This is a genomic window from Streptomyces sp. NPDC001787 (assembly GCF_040297465.1).
In the GTDB taxonomy this organism is placed as follows: Bacteria; Actinomycetota; Actinomycetes; order Streptomycetales; family Streptomycetaceae; genus Streptomyces.
Map to the genome: position 1 here is coordinate 347214 of NZ_JBEOZE010000006.1, position 20244 is coordinate 367457.

General features: G+C 71.8%; 16 protein-coding genes and 1 pseudogene. 16 read left to right on the forward strand and 1 reads right to left on the reverse strand.

All coding sequences use genetic code 11. The features are described from left to right. Positions 1–6 precede the first annotated feature (6 nt). The 14 genes and pseudogenes from ABT170_RS11840 (at position 7) to ABT170_RS11905 (ending at position 15106) form a co-directional block, all read left to right on the forward strand. A complete protein-coding gene (locus ABT170_RS11840; RefSeq protein ID WP_351866198.1) occupies positions 7–1473 on the forward strand; it encodes an FAD-dependent monooxygenase in 1467 nt (488 codons plus the stop codon). A gap of 64 nt (positions 1474–1537) precedes the next feature. Continuing rightward, complete coding sequence (locus ABT170_RS11845) at positions 1538–1864, forward strand: TcmI family type II polyketide cyclase (RefSeq protein ID WP_351866201.1); 327 nt, start codon at positions 1538–1540, stop codon at positions 1862–1864. After that, positions 1861–3153, forward strand: a complete 1293-nt coding sequence (locus ABT170_RS11850) for a beta-ketoacyl-[acyl-carrier-protein] synthase family protein (RefSeq protein ID WP_351866204.1) — start codon at positions 1861–1863, stop codon at positions 3151–3153. Before ABT170_RS11845 ends, ABT170_RS11850 begins: the two co-directional genes overlap by 4 nt. Then, positions 3150–4379 carry a ketosynthase chain-length factor gene (locus tag ABT170_RS11855; RefSeq protein ID WP_329944972.1) on the forward strand — a complete coding sequence of 410 codons (1230 nt, stop codon included), beginning with the start codon at positions 3150–3152 and terminating at the stop codon, positions 4377–4379. The genes ABT170_RS11850 and ABT170_RS11855 overlap by 4 nt, the downstream gene beginning before the upstream one ends. 14 nt (positions 4380–4393) lie before the next feature. Then, complete coding sequence (locus ABT170_RS11860; protein WP_329944973.1) at positions 4394–4663, forward strand: acyl carrier protein; 270 nt, start codon at positions 4394–4396, stop codon at positions 4661–4663. 22 nt (positions 4664–4685) lie between these two features. Then, positions 4686–5471: a 3-oxoacyl-ACP reductase FabG gene (gene fabG / locus ABT170_RS11865; protein WP_329944974.1), complete on the forward strand. Its 786-nt coding sequence runs from the start codon at positions 4686–4688 to the stop codon at positions 5469–5471. Positions 5472–5496: 25 nt separating this feature from the next. Further along, on the forward strand, positions 5497–6444 hold the full coding sequence (locus tag ABT170_RS11870; protein ID WP_329944975.1) for an aromatase/cyclase: 948 nt from the start codon (positions 5497–5499) through the stop codon (positions 6442–6444). A gap of 3 nt (positions 6445–6447) precedes the next feature. Beyond that, complete coding sequence (locus tag ABT170_RS11875) at positions 6448–8481, forward strand: SDR family oxidoreductase (protein ID WP_351866209.1); 2034 nt, start codon at positions 6448–6450, stop codon at positions 8479–8481. Positions 8482–8531: 50 nt separating this feature from the next. After that, entirely contained in the window at positions 8532–9554 is a 1023-nt protein-coding gene (locus ABT170_RS11880) for an LLM class flavin-dependent oxidoreductase (protein ID WP_329944977.1), read from the forward strand. Beyond that, complete coding sequence (locus ABT170_RS11885) at positions 9547–10764, forward strand: MFS transporter (protein WP_351866214.1); 1218 nt, start codon at positions 9547–9549, stop codon at positions 10762–10764. The genes ABT170_RS11880 and ABT170_RS11885 overlap by 8 nt, the downstream gene beginning before the upstream one ends. 345 nt (positions 10765–11109) lie before the next feature. Next, positions 11110–11559, forward strand: a complete 450-nt coding sequence (locus ABT170_RS11890) for a hypothetical protein (RefSeq protein ID WP_329944979.1) — start codon at positions 11110–11112, stop codon at positions 11557–11559. A 101-nt stretch (positions 11560–11660) separates the two neighbouring features. Then, positions 11661–12035, forward strand: a pseudogene (locus ABT170_RS11895) (transposase); the annotation flags it as partial. A gap of 358 nt (positions 12036–12393) precedes the next feature. After that, positions 12394–13395: a TIGR03842 family LLM class F420-dependent oxidoreductase gene (locus tag ABT170_RS11900; RefSeq protein ID WP_329944980.1), complete on the forward strand. Its 1002-nt coding sequence runs from the start codon at positions 12394–12396 to the stop codon at positions 13393–13395. Positions 13396–13576: 181 nt separating this feature from the next. Further along, entirely contained in the window at positions 13577–15106 is a 1530-nt protein-coding gene (locus tag ABT170_RS11905) for an NCS1 family nucleobase:cation symporter-1 (RefSeq protein ID WP_351866218.1), read from the forward strand. A 46-nt stretch (positions 15107–15152) separates the two neighbouring features. Here the strand turns inward: ABT170_RS11905 and ABT170_RS11910 are convergent, their stop codons facing one another. Beyond that, the gene (locus tag ABT170_RS11910; RefSeq protein WP_502970505.1) at positions 15153–15929 is read right to left on the reverse strand and encodes a hypothetical protein; all 777 of its coding nucleotides are present in this window, start codon (positions 15927–15929) and stop codon (positions 15153–15155) included. A 318-nt stretch (positions 15930–16247) separates the two neighbouring features. Here ABT170_RS11910 and ABT170_RS11915 point away from each other — a divergent pair, with 318 nt between their 5' ends. Together ABT170_RS11915 and ABT170_RS11920 are read left to right on the forward strand one after the other, a co-directional pair. Continuing rightward, positions 16248–17771, forward strand: a complete 1524-nt coding sequence (locus ABT170_RS11915; protein ID WP_351866221.1) for an amidase — start codon at positions 16248–16250, stop codon at positions 17769–17771. A gap of 157 nt (positions 17772–17928) precedes the next feature. After that, positions 17929–20151, forward strand: coding sequence for an NADP-dependent isocitrate dehydrogenase (locus tag ABT170_RS11920; RefSeq protein WP_329944983.1), 2223 nt, complete (start codon positions 17929–17931; stop codon positions 20149–20151). Positions 20152–20244 lie beyond the last annotated feature (93 nt).

The following is a 20244-nucleotide window of genomic DNA, read 5'->3' on the forward strand; positions in this document are numbered from 1 at the left end:
GAACGCATGGACACTTCAGTCATCGTCGTCGGTGCCGGCCCCGCCGGGCTCATGCTGGCCGGAGAACTGCGCCTGGCGGGCATCGACGTCATCGTGCTGGACCGGCTGCCGGCACCGACGGGGCAGTCACGCGGCATCGGGTTCACCATCCGCACGATGGAGGTGTTCGACCAGCGGGGTCTGCTTCCCCGGTTCGGCGAGATCCGGACGAGCGAGGCGGGCCACTTCGGTGGTCTGCCGCTGGACCTCGGGCTGCTGGGCGCCCCGCACCGGTCCGCCGTGGCCGTCCCGCAGTCGAGGACGGAGGCCGTGCTCGAAGGCTGGGCCGGGGAGCTGGGCGCGGACATCCGGCGCGGGCAGGAGTTCACCGGATTCGTGGAGGACGCCGAGGGAGTGACCGTGACGGTCCGCGGCGGCGAACGGGCGCTGCGGGCCCGGTATCTGGTCGGCTGCGACGGTGGACGCAGCGCCGTGCGCAAGGCCGCCGGCTTCGACTTCCCGGGCACGCCCGCCACCACGGAACTGTTTCTCGCCGATGTACGGGGCGTCGAACTGGAACCCCGGATGATCGGCGAGCAGACCCCCGGGGGCATGGTGATGGTCGCGCGGCTGCCCGGCGGGATCCACCGGATCATCGTCGGGGAGCGCGGCACTCCGCCGCCGGAGAGGCGCACCGGGCCGCCCGGCTTCGGTGAAGTGGCCGATGTCTGGAAACGCCTGACCGGCATCGACATCTCCGCCGCCGAGCCGGTGTGGGTCAGCGCGTTCACCGACGCCGCCCGTCAGGTCACCGAGTACCGGCGCGGCCGGGTACTGCTGGCCGGAGACGCGGCGCATGTCCATCTGCCCGCGGGCGGGCAGGGCATGAACACCAGCGTGCAGGACTCGGTGAACCTGGGCTGGAAGCTCGCCGCCGTGGTGCGCGGCACGGCGCCCGGGGCGCTGCTGGACAGCTACCACGGGGAACGGCACGAGGTCGGCCGCAAGCTGCTGACGAACACGCGGGCACAGAGCACGCTCATCCTCGGCGGTGACGAGGTGGGACCCCTGCGGGAGGTGCTCGGCGAACTGCTGGACCACGCGGAGGTCGAACGCCATCTCGCCGCCCGGGTCAGCGGCCTGGACATCCGCTACGACGTGGGCGGCGGCAGCCACCCCCTGCTGGGGGCGCGCATGCCGCGGCTCGCACTGGTCCGCGGCGGCGGGCGCACCGACAGCGGCACGCTGCTGCGGCCCGCCCGCGGCGTGCTCCTCGACCTCGACGACAACGCCCGGCTGCGACGGCGCGCGCAGGGGTGGCGCGACCGGGTCGACATCGTGACGGCGACCTCGCACGACATCCCGGCGGACAGCCCGCTGGCCGGCACCGCCGCCGTCCTGGTCCGGCCCGACGGGCATGTCGCCTGGGCGGCGCCCGGCAGCCACCACGACCTGCCGATGGCCCTGGACCGCTGGTTCGGGCCGGCGCGCTGAGCACGCGCCGCCCGATGGACACGAGCCCGACGAGTACGGGCCGACGAGCACACGAGAGGGAACGATGCACAGCACATTGATCGTGGCCAGGATGGCTTCGGCGTCGGCCGAGGAGGTCGCCGGACTCTTCGGCGCCTTCGACGCGACCGACATGCCCGGCCGCATGGGCACCCGCCGCCGCCAGCTCTTCGCGTACCGGGGCCTCTACTTCCATCTGCAGGACTTCGACGAGGACAACGGCGCCGGGCTGATCGAGGACGCGAAGACCGATTCCCGGTTCGTCCGGATCAGCGAGGACCTCAAACCGCACATCGAGGCCTACGACCCCGAGACCTGGCGCTCGCCCGCGGACGCCATGGCCCGGCGCTTCTACCACTGGCGGGAGTCATGAGCGAAGCGCACAGCACCACCGGCGCCCGCCGCGTCGTGATCACCGGCATCGGTGTGACCGCTCCGGGCGGCCAGGGCGCGAAGGCCTTCTGGAAGCTGCTCACCGACGGCCGGACCGCCACCCGCCGCATCTCCTTCTTCGACCCTTCGCCCTTCCGCTCCCAGGTCGCCGCCGAGGTCGACTTCGACGCCGAACTGTCCGGGCTGACCCCGCAGGAGATCCGGCGGATGGACCGGGCCGCACAGTTCGCCGTCGTCACCGCACGCGAGGCGGTCGCCGACAGCGGGCTGGAGTTCGGCACGCTGGACCCGCACCGCACCGGGGTGACGATCGGCAGCGCGGTGGGCGCGACCACCGGCCTGGACCAGGAGTACCGCACCGTCAGCGACGACGGCCGGCTGGAACTGGTCGACCACACCTACGCCGTTCCGCATCTCTACAACTACCTGGTGCCCAGCTCGTTCGCGACCGAGGTCGCCTGGGCCGTGGGCGCCGAAGGACCGAGCACCGTGGTCTCGACCGGCTGCACCTCCGGCCTCGACGCGGTCGGCTACGCCGCCGACGTCATCAGGGAGGGCTCGGCCGACGTGATGATCGCGGGTGCGGCCGACGCTCCCATCTCGCCCATCACCGTGGCCTGCTTCGACGCGATCAAGGCCACGACCCCTCGCAACGACGACCCGGCGCACGCCTCGCGCCCGTTCGACGCGAGCCGCAACGGGTTCGTCATGGGTGAGGGCGCGGCGGTGTTCGTGCTGGAGGAGTGGGGGAGCGCACGGGCCCGCGGCGCGAAGATCTACGCGGAGGTGGCCGGTTTCGCGACGCGTTCCAACGCCTTCCACATGACCGGACTGCGCCCCGACGGCAAGGAGATGGCCGAGGCCATCCGGGTCGCGCTCCACGAGGCCCGGCTCAACCCCGACGACATCGACTACATCAACGCGCACGGCTCCGGGACCAAGCAGAACGACCGGCACGAGACGGCCGCGTTCAAGCGCAGCCTCGGGGACCACGCCCACCGCACCCCGGTCAGCTCCATCAAGTCGATGGTCGGGCACTCGCTCGGCGCCATCGGATCGATCGAGATCGCCGCCTCGGTACTCGCCATGACGCACGACGTGGTGCCGCCGACGGCGAATCTGCACACCCCGGACCCGGAGTGCGACCTGGACTACGTACCGCTGACCGCCCGTGACTGGAAGACCGAGGCGGTGCTCTCGGTGGGCAGCGGATTCGGCGGCTTCCAGAGCGCGGTGGTGCTGGCGAAGCCCGACCGGAGGCTCCGATGACGCCCCGCACCTGGGTGACCGGACTCGGAGTGGCCGCGCCCACGGGGCTGGGCATCGAGGAGTACTGGTCGGCCACACTGGCCGGCCGCAGCGCCATCGGCCGGGTGACCCACTTCGATCCTTCGCCCTACCCGTGCCGGCTGGCCGGTCAGATAAGCGGATTCGAAGCCGGGGAGCATCTGCCCGGACGGCTGCTGCCCCAGACCGACCGGATGACCCGGATCGCCCTGGTCGGCGCCGACTGGGCGTTCGCGGACGCCGGTGTCGTCCCGTCCGAACTGCCCGACTACGACGTGGGGGTCATCACGGCCAGCCACTCCGGCGGCTTCGAGTTCGGCCAGAACGAGCTGAGGGCGCTGTGGAGCAAGGGCGGCCAGTACGTCAGCGCGTACCAGTCGTTCGCCTGGTTCTACGCGGTCAACAGCGGACAGATCTCCATCCGCGGCGGACTGCGCGGACCGAGCAGCGTGGTGGTCAGCGACCAGGCGGGCGGGCTCGACGCGGTCGCGCAGGCCCGCAGGCAGATCCGCAAGGGCACCAGCATGGTGATCTCCGGCGCGGTCGACGCGTCGATCTGCCCCTGGGGCTGGGTCGCCCAGCTCACCAGCGGCCGGCTGAGCACCAGTGACGACCCGGAACGCGCGTACCTGCCCTTCGACGACCGGGCCCGCGGCCATGTCCCCGGCGAGGGCGGCGCGCTGATGGTGCTGGAGAACGCCGGACACGCCCTGGAGCGCGGTGCTCCGCGCGTCTACGGGGAGATCGCGGGCCACGCCTCCACGCTGGACCCCAGGCCCGGCGCCGACCGGGCGCCGACGTTGCAGAACGCGATCGAACTCGCCCTGAAGGACGCGGAGTCGGCGCCCGAGGACATCTCGGTGGTGTTCGCGGACGCCGCGGCCGTCCCGGAACTCGACCGGGCGGAGGCGGAGGCGATCACCAAGGTCTTCGGGCCCCGCGGGGTGCCGGTGACGGCACCGAAGACCACGACGGGCCGGCTGTACTCCGGTGCCGCCCCGCTCGACCTCGCCGCCGCCTTCCTGTCGATACGCGACGGAGTCATCCCGCCGACCGCGGGCTCCACGCTGTCGCACACGTACGAGATCGACCTGGTGACCGGTACGGCGCGCCCCGCGGAACTGCGCAGCGCACTCGTACTCGCCCGTGGCCAGGGCGGATTCAACTCCGCCATGGTCGTGCGCGCCGTCGATCACACCCGCCTCTGACGAAGGGACCGGACATGCCCGCCGACGCATTCACCCTCCAACAGCTCAAGACCATCCTGCGCGAGGGCGCGGGTACGGACGAGAGCGTCGACCTCGACGCGGACATCATCGACACCGCCTTCGAGGACCTCGGATACGAATCGCTCGCCCTGCTGGAGACCGCCGGCCGGATCGAGCGGGAATTCGCCATCAGCCTGGACGAAGAGGTGCTGGCCAGAGCCCGCACCCCGCGCGAGCTGATCGACCTCGTCAACACCCATCTGCCCGCCGCGCGGGCGCTCTGACCGGGAAAGGACGGTGCGGAACATGCCCGACATCACTGCCAGGGTCGCCCTGGTCACTGGTGCGACCAGCGGAATCGGTCTCGCCTCGGCCCGCCTGCTCGCCCAGCAGGGACACCGGGTGTTCCTCTGCGCCCGGGACGAGAAGGCGGTCGCGGAAACCGTCGAGGCCCTCCGGGCCGAGGGCCTCGACGTGGACGGCACGACGGGCGACGTACGGTCCCGGGAGGACATCGCGGAGGTGGTGCGGGCCGCGGTCGCCCGGTTCGGGACGATCGACGTCCTGGTCAACAACGCGGGCCGCAGCGGCGGCGGGGTGACCGCCGACATCGCGGACGACCTCTGGGCGGACGTCATCGCGACCAATCTGACCAGTGTCTTCACGATGACCCGCGAGGTGCTCAACGCCGGGGGCATGCGGGCGAAGAACCGGGGGCGGATCATCAACATCGCCTCCACCGCGGGCAAACAGGGCGTGGTGCTCGGCGCCCCCTACTCGGCGTCCAAGCACGGTGTCGTCGGATTCACCAAGGCACTGGGCAACGAACTCGCGCCGACCGGGGTCACGGTCAACGCGGTGTGCCCCGGTTATGTGGAGACCCCGATGGCACAGCGGGTCCGGCAGGGCTACGCGGACGCGTACGACACCACCGAGGACGCCATCCTGCAGAAGTTCCAGGCCAAGATCCCGCTCGGCCGGTACTCGACGCCCGAGGAGGTGGCGGGCCTGGTCGGCTATCTCGCCTCGGATCCGGCGGCCTCGATCACCGCCCAGGCGCTGAACGTGTGCGGCGGGCTCGGCAACTTCTGACGTAAGGACGAGAGGGGAGAACGGCATGTCCGAGCAAGCCGGCCGCGAGGTCGCCCACGAGATCACCGTCCTGGCGAGTGCCGCAGAGGTCTACCGACTGCTCGCCGAGGTCGAGAACTGGCCGCGGCTGTTCCCGCCGTCGGTGTACGTCGAGTACCTGGAGCGGGAGGGGAACCAGGAGCGGATACGCATCTGGGCCACCGCCAACGGCGAGGCGAAGAACTGGACGTCACGCCGGGAACTCGACCCGGAAGGACTGCGCATCACCTTCCGGCAGGAGGTCTCCGCACCTCCCGTCGCGGAGATGAGCGGCACATGGATCATCGAGCCCCTCGGAGCCGACGAGACCCGGCTGCGGCTGCTGCACGAATACCGGGCGATCGATGACGACCCGGAAGGCCTGCGGTGGATCGACGAGGCCGTGGACCGCAACAGCAGAGCCGAACTCCCCGCCGTCAAGGCCGGACTTGAGGAGACCGCGCGGGCCGACGCGCTGACGCTCTCGTTCGTGGACTCCGTACGGGCCGAAGGGTCCGCGAAGGATCTCTACGACTTCGTCAACGAGGCCCAGCTGTGGACCGAACGGCTCCCGCACGTGAGCGAGGTGAAACTGACCGAGGACACCCCGGGGCTCCAGGTGCTGCGGATGCACACCCGCGCCAAGGACGGCTCCACGCATCTCACCGAATCGGTCCGGGTGTGCTTCCCGCACCGGCGGATCGTGTACAAGCAGACCACGCTGCCCGCGCTGATGACCCTGCACACCGGGTACTGGCGGTTCGACGAGGAGCCGGACAACACCGCCACCGCGAGTTCCCAGCACACCGTGGTGATCAAGGAGGAGAACATCACCGCGATCCTCGGCCCCGACGCCGGAATCCCCGAGGCACGGGAGTTCATCAGGGAAGCGCTCGGAACCAACAGCCGGGCGACGCTCGCCCACGCCAGGGCGTACGCGGAAGCACGGCGCTGACCGATGTCCGCACCGCCGCCCCGGACCGGGGCCGACACCGATGTGGTGATCGTCGGCGCCGGCCCCGTCGGACTGCTGCTCGCCGGGGACCTGCGCACACACGGCGTACGGGTCCAGGTGGTCGAGCAACTGGCCGCGCCGATGAGTGAGTCGCGGGCATCCACCCTGCACGCCCGCACGATGGAACTGTTCGCCGAACGCGGCATCCTGGACCGGCTCGGAACCCTCCCGGACGGGGGACCGGGACACTTCGGCGGCATCCGGCTCGACCTGGGGGCGGCCGACCCCGGCCATCCGTACGCCGGACAGTGGAAGTGCCCCCAGACCCGCGTCGAGGCGGTGCTCCAGGAGCGGGCCGTCGAACTCGGCGCGGTCGTACGGCGGGACCGGCGGCTGGTCGGTCTCGCCGACCGGGACGGCCGGGTGCTGGTCGAGACCGTCACGTCGGACGGCGGAAGGGAACAGCTGACGGGCTCCTACGCGGTCGGCTGCGACGGCTGGCGTTCCACCGTACGACGGCTCGCCGGCTTCGACTTCGCCGGCGAGGCGGCGACCCGGGAGATGCTGCGCGCCGATGTCGCGGGCATCGACATCCCGGACCGTCGGTTCGAGCGGCTGCCCAAGGGCCTGGCCACCGCCCACCGCTGGCCGGACGGCAGTACCCGGGTCATGGTGCACGTGTTCGGCGCCGCCCCCGCGGAACGCACGGGTGAGCCGGGCTTCGACGAGGTCGCCGGGGCATGGACGAAGGTGACGGGCGAGCGCATCGGCCATGGACGGCCGCTGTGGCTGAACGCCTTCGACAACACCCTGCGCCAGGTCACGCGCTACCGCCGGGGCCGGGTACTCCTCGCCGGGGACGCCGCGCATGTGCAGATGCCGGTCGGCGGGATGGCGCTCAACCTGGGGCTCCAGGACGCCGCCGAACTCGGCGGCCGGCTGGCGGACCGGATCGCGGGGACGGCCGGTGACGAACTGCTCGACGACTACGGCGGGATACGCCATGCCGTCGGCGCCCGGACCCTCACCCATATCCAGGCGCAGTCGTTCCTGCTGCTCGGCGGGCACGAGGTGGAGGGGCTCCGGGAGACCTTCACCGCGCTGATGGGGTCCGGCGACGTCCGCAGGCGGCTGTCCCGGGTGATCAGCGGACTCGACAGCCCGCCGCCCTTCCGGCCCCTCGGGCAACGGGCCGCACCACGTCCCACCACCGCACCACCTTGCACCACCGCACCACCTTCCACGACCCCTTCGGACAACAGGAGTTCCAGGATGGGCAGGCTGACGAACAAGACCGCGCTGGTGACCGGTTCGAGCCGGGGAATCGGCCGGGCCACGGCCCAGCGGCTGGCCGAGGAGGGCGCTCTGGTCGCCGTGCACTACTCCTCCAACGAGGACGCCGCGGCGGAGACCGTACGGCTGATCGAGCGCGACGGCGGCCGGGCCTTCCCGGTGCGGGCCGAACTCGGAGTGCCCGGCGATGTGCACGAGCTGTTCCTCGGTCTGGAGCGGGGGCTGAAGGAGCGGACCGGCGAGACCACGCTCGACATCCTGGTCAACAACGCGGGCCGGACCTCCCCGGACATCGCGCCCGAGGACGTCACTCCCGAGGAGTTCGACCGGCTCTTCGCGGTGAACGCGAAGGCTCCGTACTTCATCGTGCTGCGCGCCCTGCCGCTGCTCTCCGACGGCGGCCGCATCATCAACATCTCGTCGGGACTGACCCGGTTCGCCAACCCGGTCCAGGCGGCGTACGCGATGACCAAGGGCGCGATCGAGCAGATCTCGCTGCACTTCGCGCGGCACCTCGCCCCGCGCGGCATCACCGTCAACAGCGTGGCGCCGGGGATCACCGACAACGGCAGCCCGGTGTTCGCCATCCCCGAGGCCGTCGAGCAGATGGCCCAGCTGTCGGCGTTCAAGAGGGTCGGCGCGGCGGTGGACGTCGCGGACGTCGTGACATTTCTGGCCACCGACGAGGCCCGTTGGGTGACCGGGGCGTTCATCGACGCGAGCGGCGGAACCCTCCTGGGCTGACCGCTGCCCGCTCTTCCGCTTCCCGGCCCACCACGAACGGAGACCTCAGCATGCACGTCGGAATCCTCTTCGATCTGCGCAACCCGGACGCCTGGCACCGGCCGTGGGCCGACCACTACGCACGCTCCCTGGAATTCTGCGAGGAGGCGGACCGGCGCGGCGCGGACGGCATCTGGTTCACGGAGCACCATCTCTTCGAGGACGGCTATCTGCCGCAGCCGCTGACGTTCGCCGCCGCCGCGGCGGCGCGGACCCGCCGCGTACGCATCGGCACCGCCGTGATGCTGCCGAATCTGCGCAGGCCCGCCCAGCTCGCGGAGGACGCCGCGATCGTGGACCTGATCAGCGGCGGCAGGCTGGAGCTCGGGATGGGCGCCGGCTACCGGGTGCCCGAGTACGACCTGTTCGGCGCCGACTTCGGTCACCGGTTCAGCGGTGTCGAGCGGAACATCCGTGAGGTGCGCAGGCTGTGGGAGGAGGGCGGCATCACCCCGGGCCCGATCCAGCGCCCGGTGCCGCTGTGGGGCGGGTTCTACGGTCCGCGAGGCGCACGCATCGCCGGCCGGCTCGGCATCGGGCTGCTGCACATCTCCACCGAGATGTTCCCGCACTACCGGGCCGGTCTGGTCGAGGGAGGCCACGATCCCGCCGACGCCCGCGTATCGGACCTGCTCCCGGTCATCCTGGCCGACGACCCCGAAGCGGCCTGGCCCCGGGTCGCCCCGCATCTGGCCCATCAGATGAACAGCTACCGGCAGCTGTCGGTGCAGGGCACCGATCAGCCGAGGCCGCCGCTGCTCAGGCCGGAGGACTTCCCCGACAGCCCCGGCGACAACGGCTGGGCCACGCTGGAGATCCTCACCCCGGAGGACGCCGCCGCCCGGATCCACGAGCGGACCAGGGGACTTCCGGTCAAGCACCTCATCTTCTGGGCGAGCGTCGCCGGCATGCCCGACGACCTGGTGGCCCGGAACATCGAGCTGATCAGCGAACGGCTCCCGGCACTGCTCGCGAAGCTGTCCGGCGAGCGGACCCCGGGAACGGAGCGGGACAAGGTGTCGGCCGGTGGCTGAGGCGCCGGCATCCGCCAGGACCTCCCCCTCCCGTACGGGGGGAGGTCAGTGGCCGCTGCTGTTCGTCCTGTCGGGGAACATGGTCCTCGACGCCCTTGAGGTCTCGGTCGTCCTCGTGGCGCTGCCGTCGATCGGCGCGGACCTCGGGCTCCCGCTGATGTCCGTGCAGTGGCTGATGAGCGGCTTCGCCCTCGGCTTCGCCGCCATGCTGATGTACGGACCGGTCCTCGGCGCCCGCTGGGGACTGCGACGCTGCTACCTCGCCGCGATGCTGCTGTTCGCCGCGGCCTCCGTCGTCGGGGGTCTGAGCGACGACACCGCGGTGCTCATCGCGTCCCGGGTCGTCAAGGGCGCCTGCGCGGCCCTGACCGCGCCCGCCGGGCTGGCGCTCATCGGCGCCACCTTTCCCGGTGGGCCGCGGCAGCGCAGAGCGGTATCGGTCTACTCACTGTTCGGAGCGGCCGGATTCACGGTCGGACTGCTTCTCTCCGGCCTGCTGGCCGCGGACGCCTGGCACTGGACGTTCCTGTTCCCCGCCCCGGTGGCGCTGGGGCTGCTGGTGTGGGGGATACGGGTGATTCCGGCCACCGTACGGACGAAGCCGCCCCGGCTGACCCGGACGGTGCTGCGCAACGGGCCCCTGGTCCGCTCGACCCTGGGTGCCGCCACCCTCAACGGCACCTACATCAGCCTGCTGTTGCTGATCACCTTCCGGTTGAGCGGCGAGTACGGCTGGTCGCCCTGGCGGACCGCGCTCGCGCTCCTGCCGGCCTGTGTCCCGCTGGCGGTCTCGGTGCCCTTCGCCGCGCGCCGCATCCAGCGGTTCGGCACCGCCCGGCCGATCGCCGCCGGAGCCGTGTGCGCGTCGGCGGGCCAGCTGTTCCTGCTGGCCCGCCCGGAGTCCGCCTCGTACCTCACCGGGCCGCTGCCGTCGCTGCTGCTGGTGGGCGCGGCGTTCGTGCTGTCCTTCGCGGCCCTGAACATGCAGGCAGTCCAGAACACCGAACCCGCCCTGCGCGGACGCGTGGTGTCCGTCTATCAGACCGGGGTGCAGGCCGGATCGGTCATCATGCTTCCCGCGGTCGCCGCGCTGCTCACCCGGTACGACGGGCCGCGGACCGCGCTGGCCGCGATAGCGCTCGTCGGGGTGGCCGGCGTGGGCGTCGCCCTCACCGGGCTGCGGGGAAACGGGGTGCGGGAGGTGGGCTGAGGGCTGTCCCGTCCTCCCGGCGCAACAGCCCCCGGCCGCTGCCCGGCCGTTCCCGATCGGCGGGGTCGACGCCTCGGCCGGTCGGGGGCGGCGCGGTTCGTGGTGATCCGGACAACCGCGACCGGTGGCTCACGGGAATCCGGCCCCTCTCAACTGCGGCCCGCGGCCGAGGCCTTAGAGTCCTGCGGTGATCACGCCGACCGGTGTGATGCCCGAAAGGACTGACGAGTTGTCCAGACACATCCCGGGGCACAGGCCCCGGCAGGAACACAGCCGTGCTCATGCCGCCCCGCCGCTCTGCCGGAGTGCGCCCTCGCACGCCTCCGAGGCATGGACCGCGCCGCGTTGAACGACGAGAGGAGACAGACGCCGACGCTGCGTGACATCGCCGGGCCGCTGGCGAAGCTGCTGTGGCGGCAGCACACCGTCTACCGCGAGCGCGGCGGCACCGTGGTGATCCGCGGCGAGGACGCGGGCCGGTGGATCAGCCTCACCGCCCATGGGCTCGACCGTGCGCTGGTCCGCGCCGGCCGGATCCTGGACGGCGGCACCACGGCCCCGGCCCGCGCCGAGACCATCGCCCCGCTCGACGGCGACATCGCCCGTCTCGCGGCCTGCTGCCGCGGCCTGTTGGCCGAGACCGCCGACACCCGCACGGGCGGGGCGAGGACGTCGCAGCTCTCGAAGGACCGGCCGCGGCGCCGTTCCCGCACGGGCCGGCGCCGGCCGGTCGCGACGGCCCTGATCTGTCTCGCCCTGGTCGTCGGGCTGGTCGTCGCCTTCGGCGGCGCCTGACCGAGGCCCCCCAACCACCCTCCCCCGCAGGCGGGTTGACCGACGGCGCGCGAGTCGTGCGGTCACCGTCCCGTGTCCCGGTGGCCGAGTAGGCTTTCGGCGTGGCGGGGATTGTGGAGCGGCTGGTGCCGGACGAGCTGTGGGAGCTGTTCCAGCGCGTGGTGCCGAAGGCCCCGTCACGGCCTCAGGGAGGCGGTCGTCGGCGGCACGGCGACCGGGAAGTGCTGGCCGCGATCGTGTTCGTGGCCACCTCGGGCTGCGGCTGGCGGCAGCTGCCCACGGCTTCGTTCGGACCCTCCGGGGCGACGGCCCACCGACGCTTCACGGAGTGGTCGACGGCCGGGGTATGGGCCGGGCTCCACCGGCTGCTCCTCGACGAGTCCGGTTCCGGTGCGGGGACGGACTGGCTGGACTGGTCCCGCCGCGCCGTCGACTCGGTGAACTCCAGGGCCCTGAACCGGCTGCCCGACGGTCCGTGTCACTGCGCCGGTGTGACGTAGAGAGGCCCCTGTGCACGGAGTGGCGACGCGGTGATATGGATCACGCGTTCGAATATGGGGTGTGCTCTCCGATGACCATGTCCGGACGGCCTCTTCCCACGGCCCCGAAAGCAGTCCACGATTGTCCCTCCGCGACTCGCGTCCGAGGCGTCGTTGCACCCGGTTCGGCACGGCCTCATGGAAGGATTCCCTCCGAAGCGCGTCAGCCAAGGGCAGCATCCCGGAGCCGCTGACGGCGACTGCTCGACCATGTGAGGACCGGCCGCACCGGTCACGGCACGCATCCCTCGGGCCATCTGTCAGTCAGTCAGTCACTGGACTAGGAGAACCTGTCATGGATTTCGGACTCGTACTCCAGACCGACCCGCCGGCCTCGGCCGTCGTCGGTCTCATGCGCCGCGCCGAGCGCAACGGCTTCCGCTACGGCTGGACCTTCGACTCGGCGGTGCTCTGGCAGGAGCCCTTCGTCATCTACAGCCGGATCCTGGAGCAGACCGAGCACCTGATCGTCGGCCCGATGGTGACCAATCCGGGCACCCGCACCTGGGAGGTCACCGCCTCCACGTTCGCCACCCTGAACGACATGTACGGCAACCGGACCGTCTGCGGGATCGGGCGCGGTGACTCCGCGATGCGCGTCGCGGGCCGCAAGCCCAACACCCTGGCCCGCCTGGGCGAGGCGATGGACGTCATCCGTGACCTGGCGGAGGGACGGGAGGCCACCGTCGACGGCCAGCGGGTCCAGATCCCCTGGGTGAAGGACGGCAGGCTGCCCGTCTGGATGGGGGCGTACGGGCCCAAGGCCCTGGCCCTGGCCGGGCAGAAGGCGGACGGATTCATCCTCCAGCTCGCCGATCCCTTCCTCACCGAGTGGATGATCAAGGCGGTACGGCAGGCGGCGTCCGACGCCGGACGGGACCCGGACTCCATCACCATCTGCGTCGCCGCCCCCGCCTATGTGGGCGACGACCTCGACCACGCCCGGGAGCAGTGCCGGTGGTTCGGCGGCATGGTCGGCAACCACGTCGCCGATCTCGTGTCCCGCTACGGCGAGCACTCGGGTCTGGTCCCCGAGGCCCTCACCGAGTACATCGCCGGGCGGTCCGGATACGACTACAGCCACCACGGCCGCACCGGCAACCCGGACACGGCCTTCGTTCCGGACGAGATCGTCGACCGGTTCTGTCTGCTGGGCCCCGCCGAGGCGCACATCGAGAAGCTCCGGGCCCTGCGCGACCTGGGAGTCGACCAGTTCGCCGTCTACAACATGCACGACGCGCGTGAGGCGACGATCGACGCGTACGGCTCCGAGATCATTCCGGCCCTGTCGGCCTGACCGCACGCGCGGCGCCGTCCCCTCCGCGGCGGCCCCGCGTACCGGCCGGCTCCCGCACCGCACGTCCGGCGCCCCCACGCGCCATCCCCGGTCCCCTCATGTGCCATCCCCGGTCCCACGCGCCACACCCGACACCCCCGCCCCGCACGGAACCGCTCCCGAGCGAAGGGTCCAGCCCGCCATGACCTCGACCGTCCCACCCGCACCGCCGCCGGAACCGATACCCACCGCTCTCGACCGCGTCGAACTCGCCCCGGGCCGGATCCCCGACGACCCCCGCTTCGCCAACGAGGACCTGCTGCCCGTACCCCTGGAACGGCGCACCTGGACGACGTACAACTTCGCGGCCCTCTGGATCGGCATGGCCCACAACATCCCGTCCTGGCTGCTGGCCTCCGGCCTGGTCGCGCTCGGCATGGACTGGAAACAGGCCGTGTTCACCATCGCGCTGGCCAACCTGATCGTGCTCGCGCCGATGCTGCTCACCGGGCACGCGGGACCCAAGTACGGCATCCCCTTCCCGGTGCTGGCGCGCGCCTCGTTCGGGCTGCGCGGCGCCAATCTCCCCGCCCTGATCCGGGCGGCCGTCGCCTGCGCCTGGTTCGGCATCCAGACCTGGATCGGCGGGGTCGGGATCTTCACCCTGCTCGGCAAGATCTTCGGAGGCTGGGCGAAGGCCGCCGAGATCGGCGGCCAGCCGTGGACGCTGTGGCTCTGTTTCGTCCTGTTCTGGGCGCTCGAACTCGCCATCATCCACCGGGGGATGGACACCCTGCGCCGCTTCGAGAACTGGGCGGCCCCGTTCGTCCTCGTCGGTGCCGTCGTCCTGCTGGTGTGGGTCGCGGTCAAGGCCGGCGGATTCGGTCCGCTGCTGGACCAGCCGTCGGCGCTGGGCTGGGGCAAGGACTTCTGGCCGGTCTTCTTCCCGTCGCTGATGGGCATGATCGCCTTCTGGGCCACGCTCTCGCTGAACATCCCCGACTTCACCCGCTTCGCCGCCGGTCAACGCGCCCAGGTCCGGGGGCAGTCGCTCGGGCTGCCGACCACGATGACGTTCTTCGCCCTGCTGTCGGTCCTCGTCACCTCCGGTTCGCAGGCCGTGTACGGCGAAGCCATCTGGGACCCGGTCCAGCTCGTCGCCAGGACCGACAACGTCTTCGGGCTGCTCTTCGGCCTGATCACCGTGCTCGTCGCGACGGTCTCCGTGAACATCGCGGCGAACGTCGTCTCACCCGCCTACGACCTGGCGAACCTCGCGCCGAAGCTCATCAACTTCCGTACCGGCGCGCTGATCACCGGCATCGTCGGCGTGCTGATCATGCCGTGGAAGCTCACCGAGACCCCCGAGCTGTACATCTTCACCTGGCTCGGACTGGTCGGCGGACTGCTCGGTACGGTCGCGGGCATCCTCATCGCCGACTACTGGATCATCCGCCGCACCGTCCTGGACCTCGCGGACCTCTACCGGCCCGGCGGTCGCTACTGGTACACCAACGGCTGGAATCGGCGCGCCGTCGCCGCCTTCGCGCTCGGCGGCGTCCTGGCCGTGGGCGGATCCCACTCGGCCCCGGGCAAGGGTCCCTTCCCCGCCGGGGGAGTGATCCCGTTCCTGAAGCCGCTGGCCGACTACGGCTGGGCGGTCGGGCTGGTCTCGTCGCTGGTGCTGTACGCGGTGCTCAGCCGCAAGGAGCGCGTCCCGCGCGTGCGGTGAGGCCGCGTCCGGCGCCGGGCCGCGTCCGGCGCCGGGGTCCGGTCGGTCAGACGGGAGAGGTCGTCCGCCCCAGCAGGGCGCTGACGTCGACGCTCTCGTCCGCCGAGGGGGTCGCCGCGGGCACCGGTCGGTCGAAGGCCGAGAAGCCCACGACCGCGTCCGCGGACGGCCCCTTCACCGTGAGCCGCACCGGATAGGGCTTGCCCTCGGTGGCCACGTACAGGGTCAGCGTCCTGTCGCCCGTGGTCCGGACCACCGGAATCACCGGGGAGCCGGCGAGTTCGGTCTCCTCGCCCTTGACCAGGGTGCCCCGGCCGGCGCCGGACTTCGCGTTGTCCGTGACCAGCTTGCGGAACGTATCGAGATCGCAGGCCTCGCTCACCGTACGCAGCCGCGGGTCGGTGGCGGTGCCCTTCATGTACCGGCCGTCGAGGATCGCCTCGAAGGCCGAGCCGCCGATGGGCACCTGGTTCTTCCAGAAGGCCGAGTCCGGTTTCAGCCACACGGTGTCGCCCCGTTTGATGATCTTCACGGAGCCCTCGTCGTCGCCGAGGTCGACGCCGCCCGCGCAGTTGCCGTCCCGGTCGAGGACGAGGTCCAGCGTCATGGGCGAATCCGCCCTGCCGAGGTCGCCGCGAGTGGTGAGGTGCAGCGAGTCCACGCTCAGGAACGCGTCACGGGAACGGTCGACGATCTCCTGGGCGCTGAGCGAGCCGATGTCGTCGTCGGCGTGCGCCGCGGTGCCGCTCGTGACGGTGAGGGCGGCGAGCGAGACCACCGCCGCTGTGACGGTTCTGCGTACGCCCATCCGGTGACCGGTCACGCCGCCTCCTTCGAAAGGGCCTGCCGACGGCCTCCTCGGGCCTGCTCGGCGCCTGTTTCCGGGGCCTGTCCAGGGTGTGTGCGATCCGGGTGAATCCGTGCCTTCGAGAGTACGCCCGCGCGGTGCGCGGCGCGCGACGGTGCGCACGGCGGGCGAAGCCCGTGCTCCTCGCCCGCTCCTCGCGTGCTCCCCTCCCGCACGGCCCGCCGTGCGAAACGCTTGAGCGGGCGGCCCCCGCTTCGTTACCCTCCAGTAAGTTCGTGCGGGCGGAACCGGGAGAACCGGTGGATCCGACGGACACGAGGGAGGCGGCAGCCCATGTCCTCAACCGAACCCACCGAGCGCACCGGACCGGGCACCCCACCCCGGCCGGCGGGGACCCCGGCACCGGAGCCGTCACCGGCGCACGCGCCGCCCGGTCTGGCCGACAGCGCACGGCTGCTGGCCGAGGGGCACACCACCTCCACCGCACTCGTCGCAGCCAGTCTCGCCCGGATCGAGGCGACGCAGGGGACCGTCAACGCCTTCCGGCACCTGCGGGCCGAGGCCGCGCTCGCCGAGGCCGCGGCAGCCGACCGGCGGCTCGCGGCGGGGGAGCGGCTGCCGCTGCTCGGCGTGCCGGTCGCCGTCAAGGACGACACCGATGTCGCGGGCCTGCCCACCCACTTCGGCTGCGACGGCGACCTGCCCCCGGCCGCGTCCGACAGTGAGGCGGTCCGCAGGCTGCGTGCCGCGGGGGCCGTCGTGGTCGGCAAGACCAACTCCTGCGAACTGGGCCAGTGGCCGTTCACCGAGGGCGCGGCCTTCGGCGCCACCCGCAACCCCTGGAACACCGGGCACACCCCGGGCGGCTCGTCCGGGGGCTCCGCGGCGGCCGTCGCCGCCGGGCTGGTGCCTGCGGCGCTGGGCTCGGACGGGGCGGGCTCCGTCCGGATCCCCGCTGCCTGGACCCACCTCGTCGGCATCAAACCGCAGCGCGGCAGGATCTCCACGCACCCCCACAGCGACGCCTTCCAGGGCCTCACCGTCAACGGCCCCCTGGCCCGTACCGTCGCCGACGCCGCGCTCCTGCTGGACGCGGTCGCCGGAGCGCACCCGGACGACCCGCACCGCCCGCCCTCCGTCAGCGCCTCGGCCGCCGCGCTGCGCGACCCGGGCCGGCTGCGCGTCGCGCTCGCCTGGCGGCCCCCGCTCACCCTCACCCGCGCCGCCCCGGACCCGGAGGTGCGCAGGGCCGTCACCGCGCTCGCCGAGGCCCTGGCCCGCCTGGGCCACCACGTCGAGGAGGCCCGCCCCCGCTACGGGCTGATCGGCCTCGCCTTCGTCCCCCGCGCCACCACCGGGATCGCCGAATTCGCCGCCCGCCACCCCGACCCCGCCCTCCTGGACCCGCGCACCCGCAGCGCCCTGCGCACCGGTACCCGCCTCGGCGGCCGGATCGTACGAGCGGCCCGCGCCCGCGAAGTGCACCAGCACCGCAGGATCGGCGCGCTCTTCGACGCCTCCGGGGCCGGGTTCGACGTACTGCTCACCCCGACCACGGCCGCCCCACCGCCCCGCATCGGCACCTTCGACCGGCTGAGCGCCTGGCGCACCGACCTCACGATGGCCGCGGCCTGCCCGTACGCCTGGCCCTGGAACGTCCTGGGCTGGCCCGGCATCAACGTTCCGGCCGGGTTCACCCGCGACGGCCTCCCCCTGGGCGCACAGCTCCTGGGCCCCTCCCGCAGCGAGGAACGGCTGATCGCGCTCGCCGCCCAGCTGGAGGACGACCGGCGCTGGTTCGAGCACCGCCCGCCCGCCCCCGCCGCGCTCGGCGTCACCTCCGTCCGGGAAGGCTGACCAGCGGTTCCCGGTGCGCCCGGCCGGGGGAGGCCCTGGAACACAGGCGCCGAAGGGCCGGGCGGCCAGGAACGAGTACGGGGGCCTTGTGGAGAGAGGAGCGGCCACGGGATATCTTGATGTCAAGCAATGTTGCAGACGTGGAGCGGAGCACCCGGTGACTGACTCGACCATCATCTATACGCACACCGACGAGGCCCCTGCCCTGGCGACCTATTCGTTCCTGCCCGTCGTCGAGGCCTACGCCTCGACCGCGGGGGTCACGGTGGAGAGCCGCGACATCTCCCTGGCGGGACGGATCATCGCCGGCTTCCCGGAGCGGCTGAAGGCCGACCAGCGTATCGATGACGCCCTCGCCGAGCTCGGTGAGCTGGCCAGGACTCCCGGCGCCAACATCATCAAGCTGCCGAACATCTCGGCGTCCATCCCGCAGCTGAAGGCCGCGATCGCCGAGCTCCAGGAGCAGGGCTACGCCCTCCCGGACTACCCGGACGACCCGCAGACCGACGAGGACAAGGACGTCCGCGCCCGTTACGACAAGGTCAAGGGCAGCGCGGTGAACCCCGTCCTGCGCGAGGGCAACTCCGACCGCCGCGCCCCCGCGTCGGTCAAGAACTACGCCAAGGCGCACCCCCACCGCATGGGCGCCTGGACGGCCGACTCCAGGACGAACGTCGCGACCATGGGCGTCGACGACTTCCGGTCCACCGAGAAGTCCGCCGTCATCGCCGAGGACGGCTCGCTGCGCATCGAGCTCACCGGTGACGACGGCACCACCACCGTGCTGCGCGAGTCCGTTCCGGTCCTCGCCGGCGAGGTCGTGGACGCGGCCGTCATGCGCGTCGCCGCGCTGCGCGAGTTCTTCGCCGCGCAGGTCGCCCGCGCCAAGGCCGAGGACGTGCTGTTCTCCGTGCACCTGAAGGCCACGATGATGAAGGTCTCCGACCCGATCATCTTCGGCCACGTGGTCCGCGCCTTCTTCCCGAACACCTTCGCCAAGTACGGCGACGTGCTCGTCGCGGCCGGTCTCACCCCGAACGACGGCCTCGGCGGCATTCTCAAGGGCCTGGACTCCGTGCCGCAGGTCGGCGCCGAGATCAAGGCGTCCTTCGAGGCCGAGCTCGCCGAGGGCCCGGCCCTCGCGATGGTCGACTCCGACAAGGGCATCACCAACCTCCACGTCCCCAGCGACGTCATCGTCGACGCCTCCATGCCGGCCATGATCCGCACCTCCGGCCACATGTGGGGCCCGGACGGCAACGAGGCCGACACCCTGGCGGTCCTGCCGGACAGCAGCTACGCGGGCGTCTACCAGGTCGTCATCGACGACTGCCGCGCGCACGGCGCCTTCGACCCGTCGACCATGGGCTCCGTACCCAACGTCGGTCTGATGGCGCAGAAGGCCGAGGAGTACGGCAGCCACGACAAGACCTTCGAGATCCCCACCACCGGTTCGGTGCGGGTCCTCGACGACAACGGCGACGTCGTGCTGGAGCAGGCCGTCGCGGCGGGCGACATCTTCCGGATGTGCCAGACCAAGGACCTGCCGATCCAGGACTGGGTCAAGCTCGCCGTCACCCGCGCCCGCGCGACCGGCAACCCGGCCGTGTTCTGGCTGGACGAGGGCCGTGCGCACGACGCCAACCTCATCGCCAAGGTCACCACCTACCTGGCCGACCACGACACCGACGGCCTCGACATCTCCATCAGGACGCCCGAGGAAGCGACCGCGTACTCCCTGGAGCGCATCCGCCGCGGCGAGGACACCATCTCGGTGACCGGCAACGTGCTGCGTGACTACCTCACCGACCTGTTCCCCATCCTCGAACTGGGCACCAGCGCGAAGATGCTCTCCGTCGTCCCCCTGATGAACGGTGGCGGACTGTTCGAGACCGGCGCCGGTGGCTCCGCTCCCAAGCACGTCCAGCAGCTCATCAAGGAGAACTACCTGCGCTGGGACAGCCTGGGTGAGTTCCTCGCCCTCGCGGTCAGCTTCGAGCACCTGGCCACGACCACGGGCAACGCGCGTGCCCAGGTCCTCGCCGACACCCTGGACCGGGCCACCGGCACCTTCCTCAACGAGGACAAGTCGCCCAGCCGCAAGCTCGGCGGGATCGACAACCGGGGCAGCCACTTCTACCTGGCGCTCTACTGGGCCCAGGAGCTGGCGCGGCAGACCGACGACGCCAAGCTCGCCGAGGCGTTCGCGCCGCTCGCCAAGACGCTGGCCGAGCAGGAGGAGACCATCGTCGCCGAGCTGATCGCGGTGCAGGGTTCGCCGGTCGACATCGGCAGCTACTACCAGCCCGACCCGGCGAAGGCCGCCGCGGTCATGCGCCCGTCCGCGACGTTCAACGAGGCGATCGCCACGCTCGTCTGACGGTCACGCCCGTCCCGCTGTTCCGCAGTCCCGCCCCGGCCGGCCCCGTGCCCGGCCGGGGCGGTCGCGTCCGCGGGCCGGGACGGGGGCCGG

Bases quoted from the DNA above. Each gene is read 5' to 3' on its own strand.
- ABT170_RS11840 (WP_351866198.1), top strand. From the start codon at position 7: ATGGACACTTCAGTCATCGTCGTCGGTGCCGGCCCCGCCGGGCTCATG.
- ABT170_RS11845 (WP_351866201.1), top strand. From the start codon at position 1,538: ATGCACAGCACATTGATCGTGGCCAGGATGGCTTCGGCGTCGGCCGAG.
- ABT170_RS11850 (WP_351866204.1), top strand. From the start codon at position 1,861: ATGAGCGAAGCGCACAGCACCACCGGCGCCCGCCGCGTCGTGATCACC.
- ABT170_RS11855 (WP_329944972.1), top strand. From the start codon at position 3,150: ATGACGCCCCGCACCTGGGTGACCGGACTCGGAGTGGCCGCGCCCACG.
- ABT170_RS11860 (WP_329944973.1), top strand. From the start codon at position 4,394: ATGCCCGCCGACGCATTCACCCTCCAACAGCTCAAGACCATCCTGCGC.
- fabG (WP_329944974.1), top strand. From the start codon at position 4,686: ATGCCCGACATCACTGCCAGGGTCGCCCTGGTCACTGGTGCGACCAGC.
- ABT170_RS11870 (WP_329944975.1), top strand. From the start codon at position 5,497: ATGTCCGAGCAAGCCGGCCGCGAGGTCGCCCACGAGATCACCGTCCTG.
- ABT170_RS11875 (WP_351866209.1), top strand. From the start codon at position 6,448: ATGTCCGCACCGCCGCCCCGGACCGGGGCCGACACCGATGTGGTGATC.
- ABT170_RS11880 (WP_329944977.1), top strand. From the start codon at position 8,532: ATGCACGTCGGAATCCTCTTCGATCTGCGCAACCCGGACGCCTGGCAC.
- ABT170_RS11900 (WP_329944980.1), top strand. From the start codon at position 12,394: ATGGATTTCGGACTCGTACTCCAGACCGACCCGCCGGCCTCGGCCGTC.
- ABT170_RS11905 (WP_351866218.1), top strand. From the start codon at position 13,577: ATGACCTCGACCGTCCCACCCGCACCGCCGCCGGAACCGATACCCACC.
- ABT170_RS11915 (WP_351866221.1), top strand. From the start codon at position 16,248: ATGTCCTCAACCGAACCCACCGAGCGCACCGGACCGGGCACCCCACCC.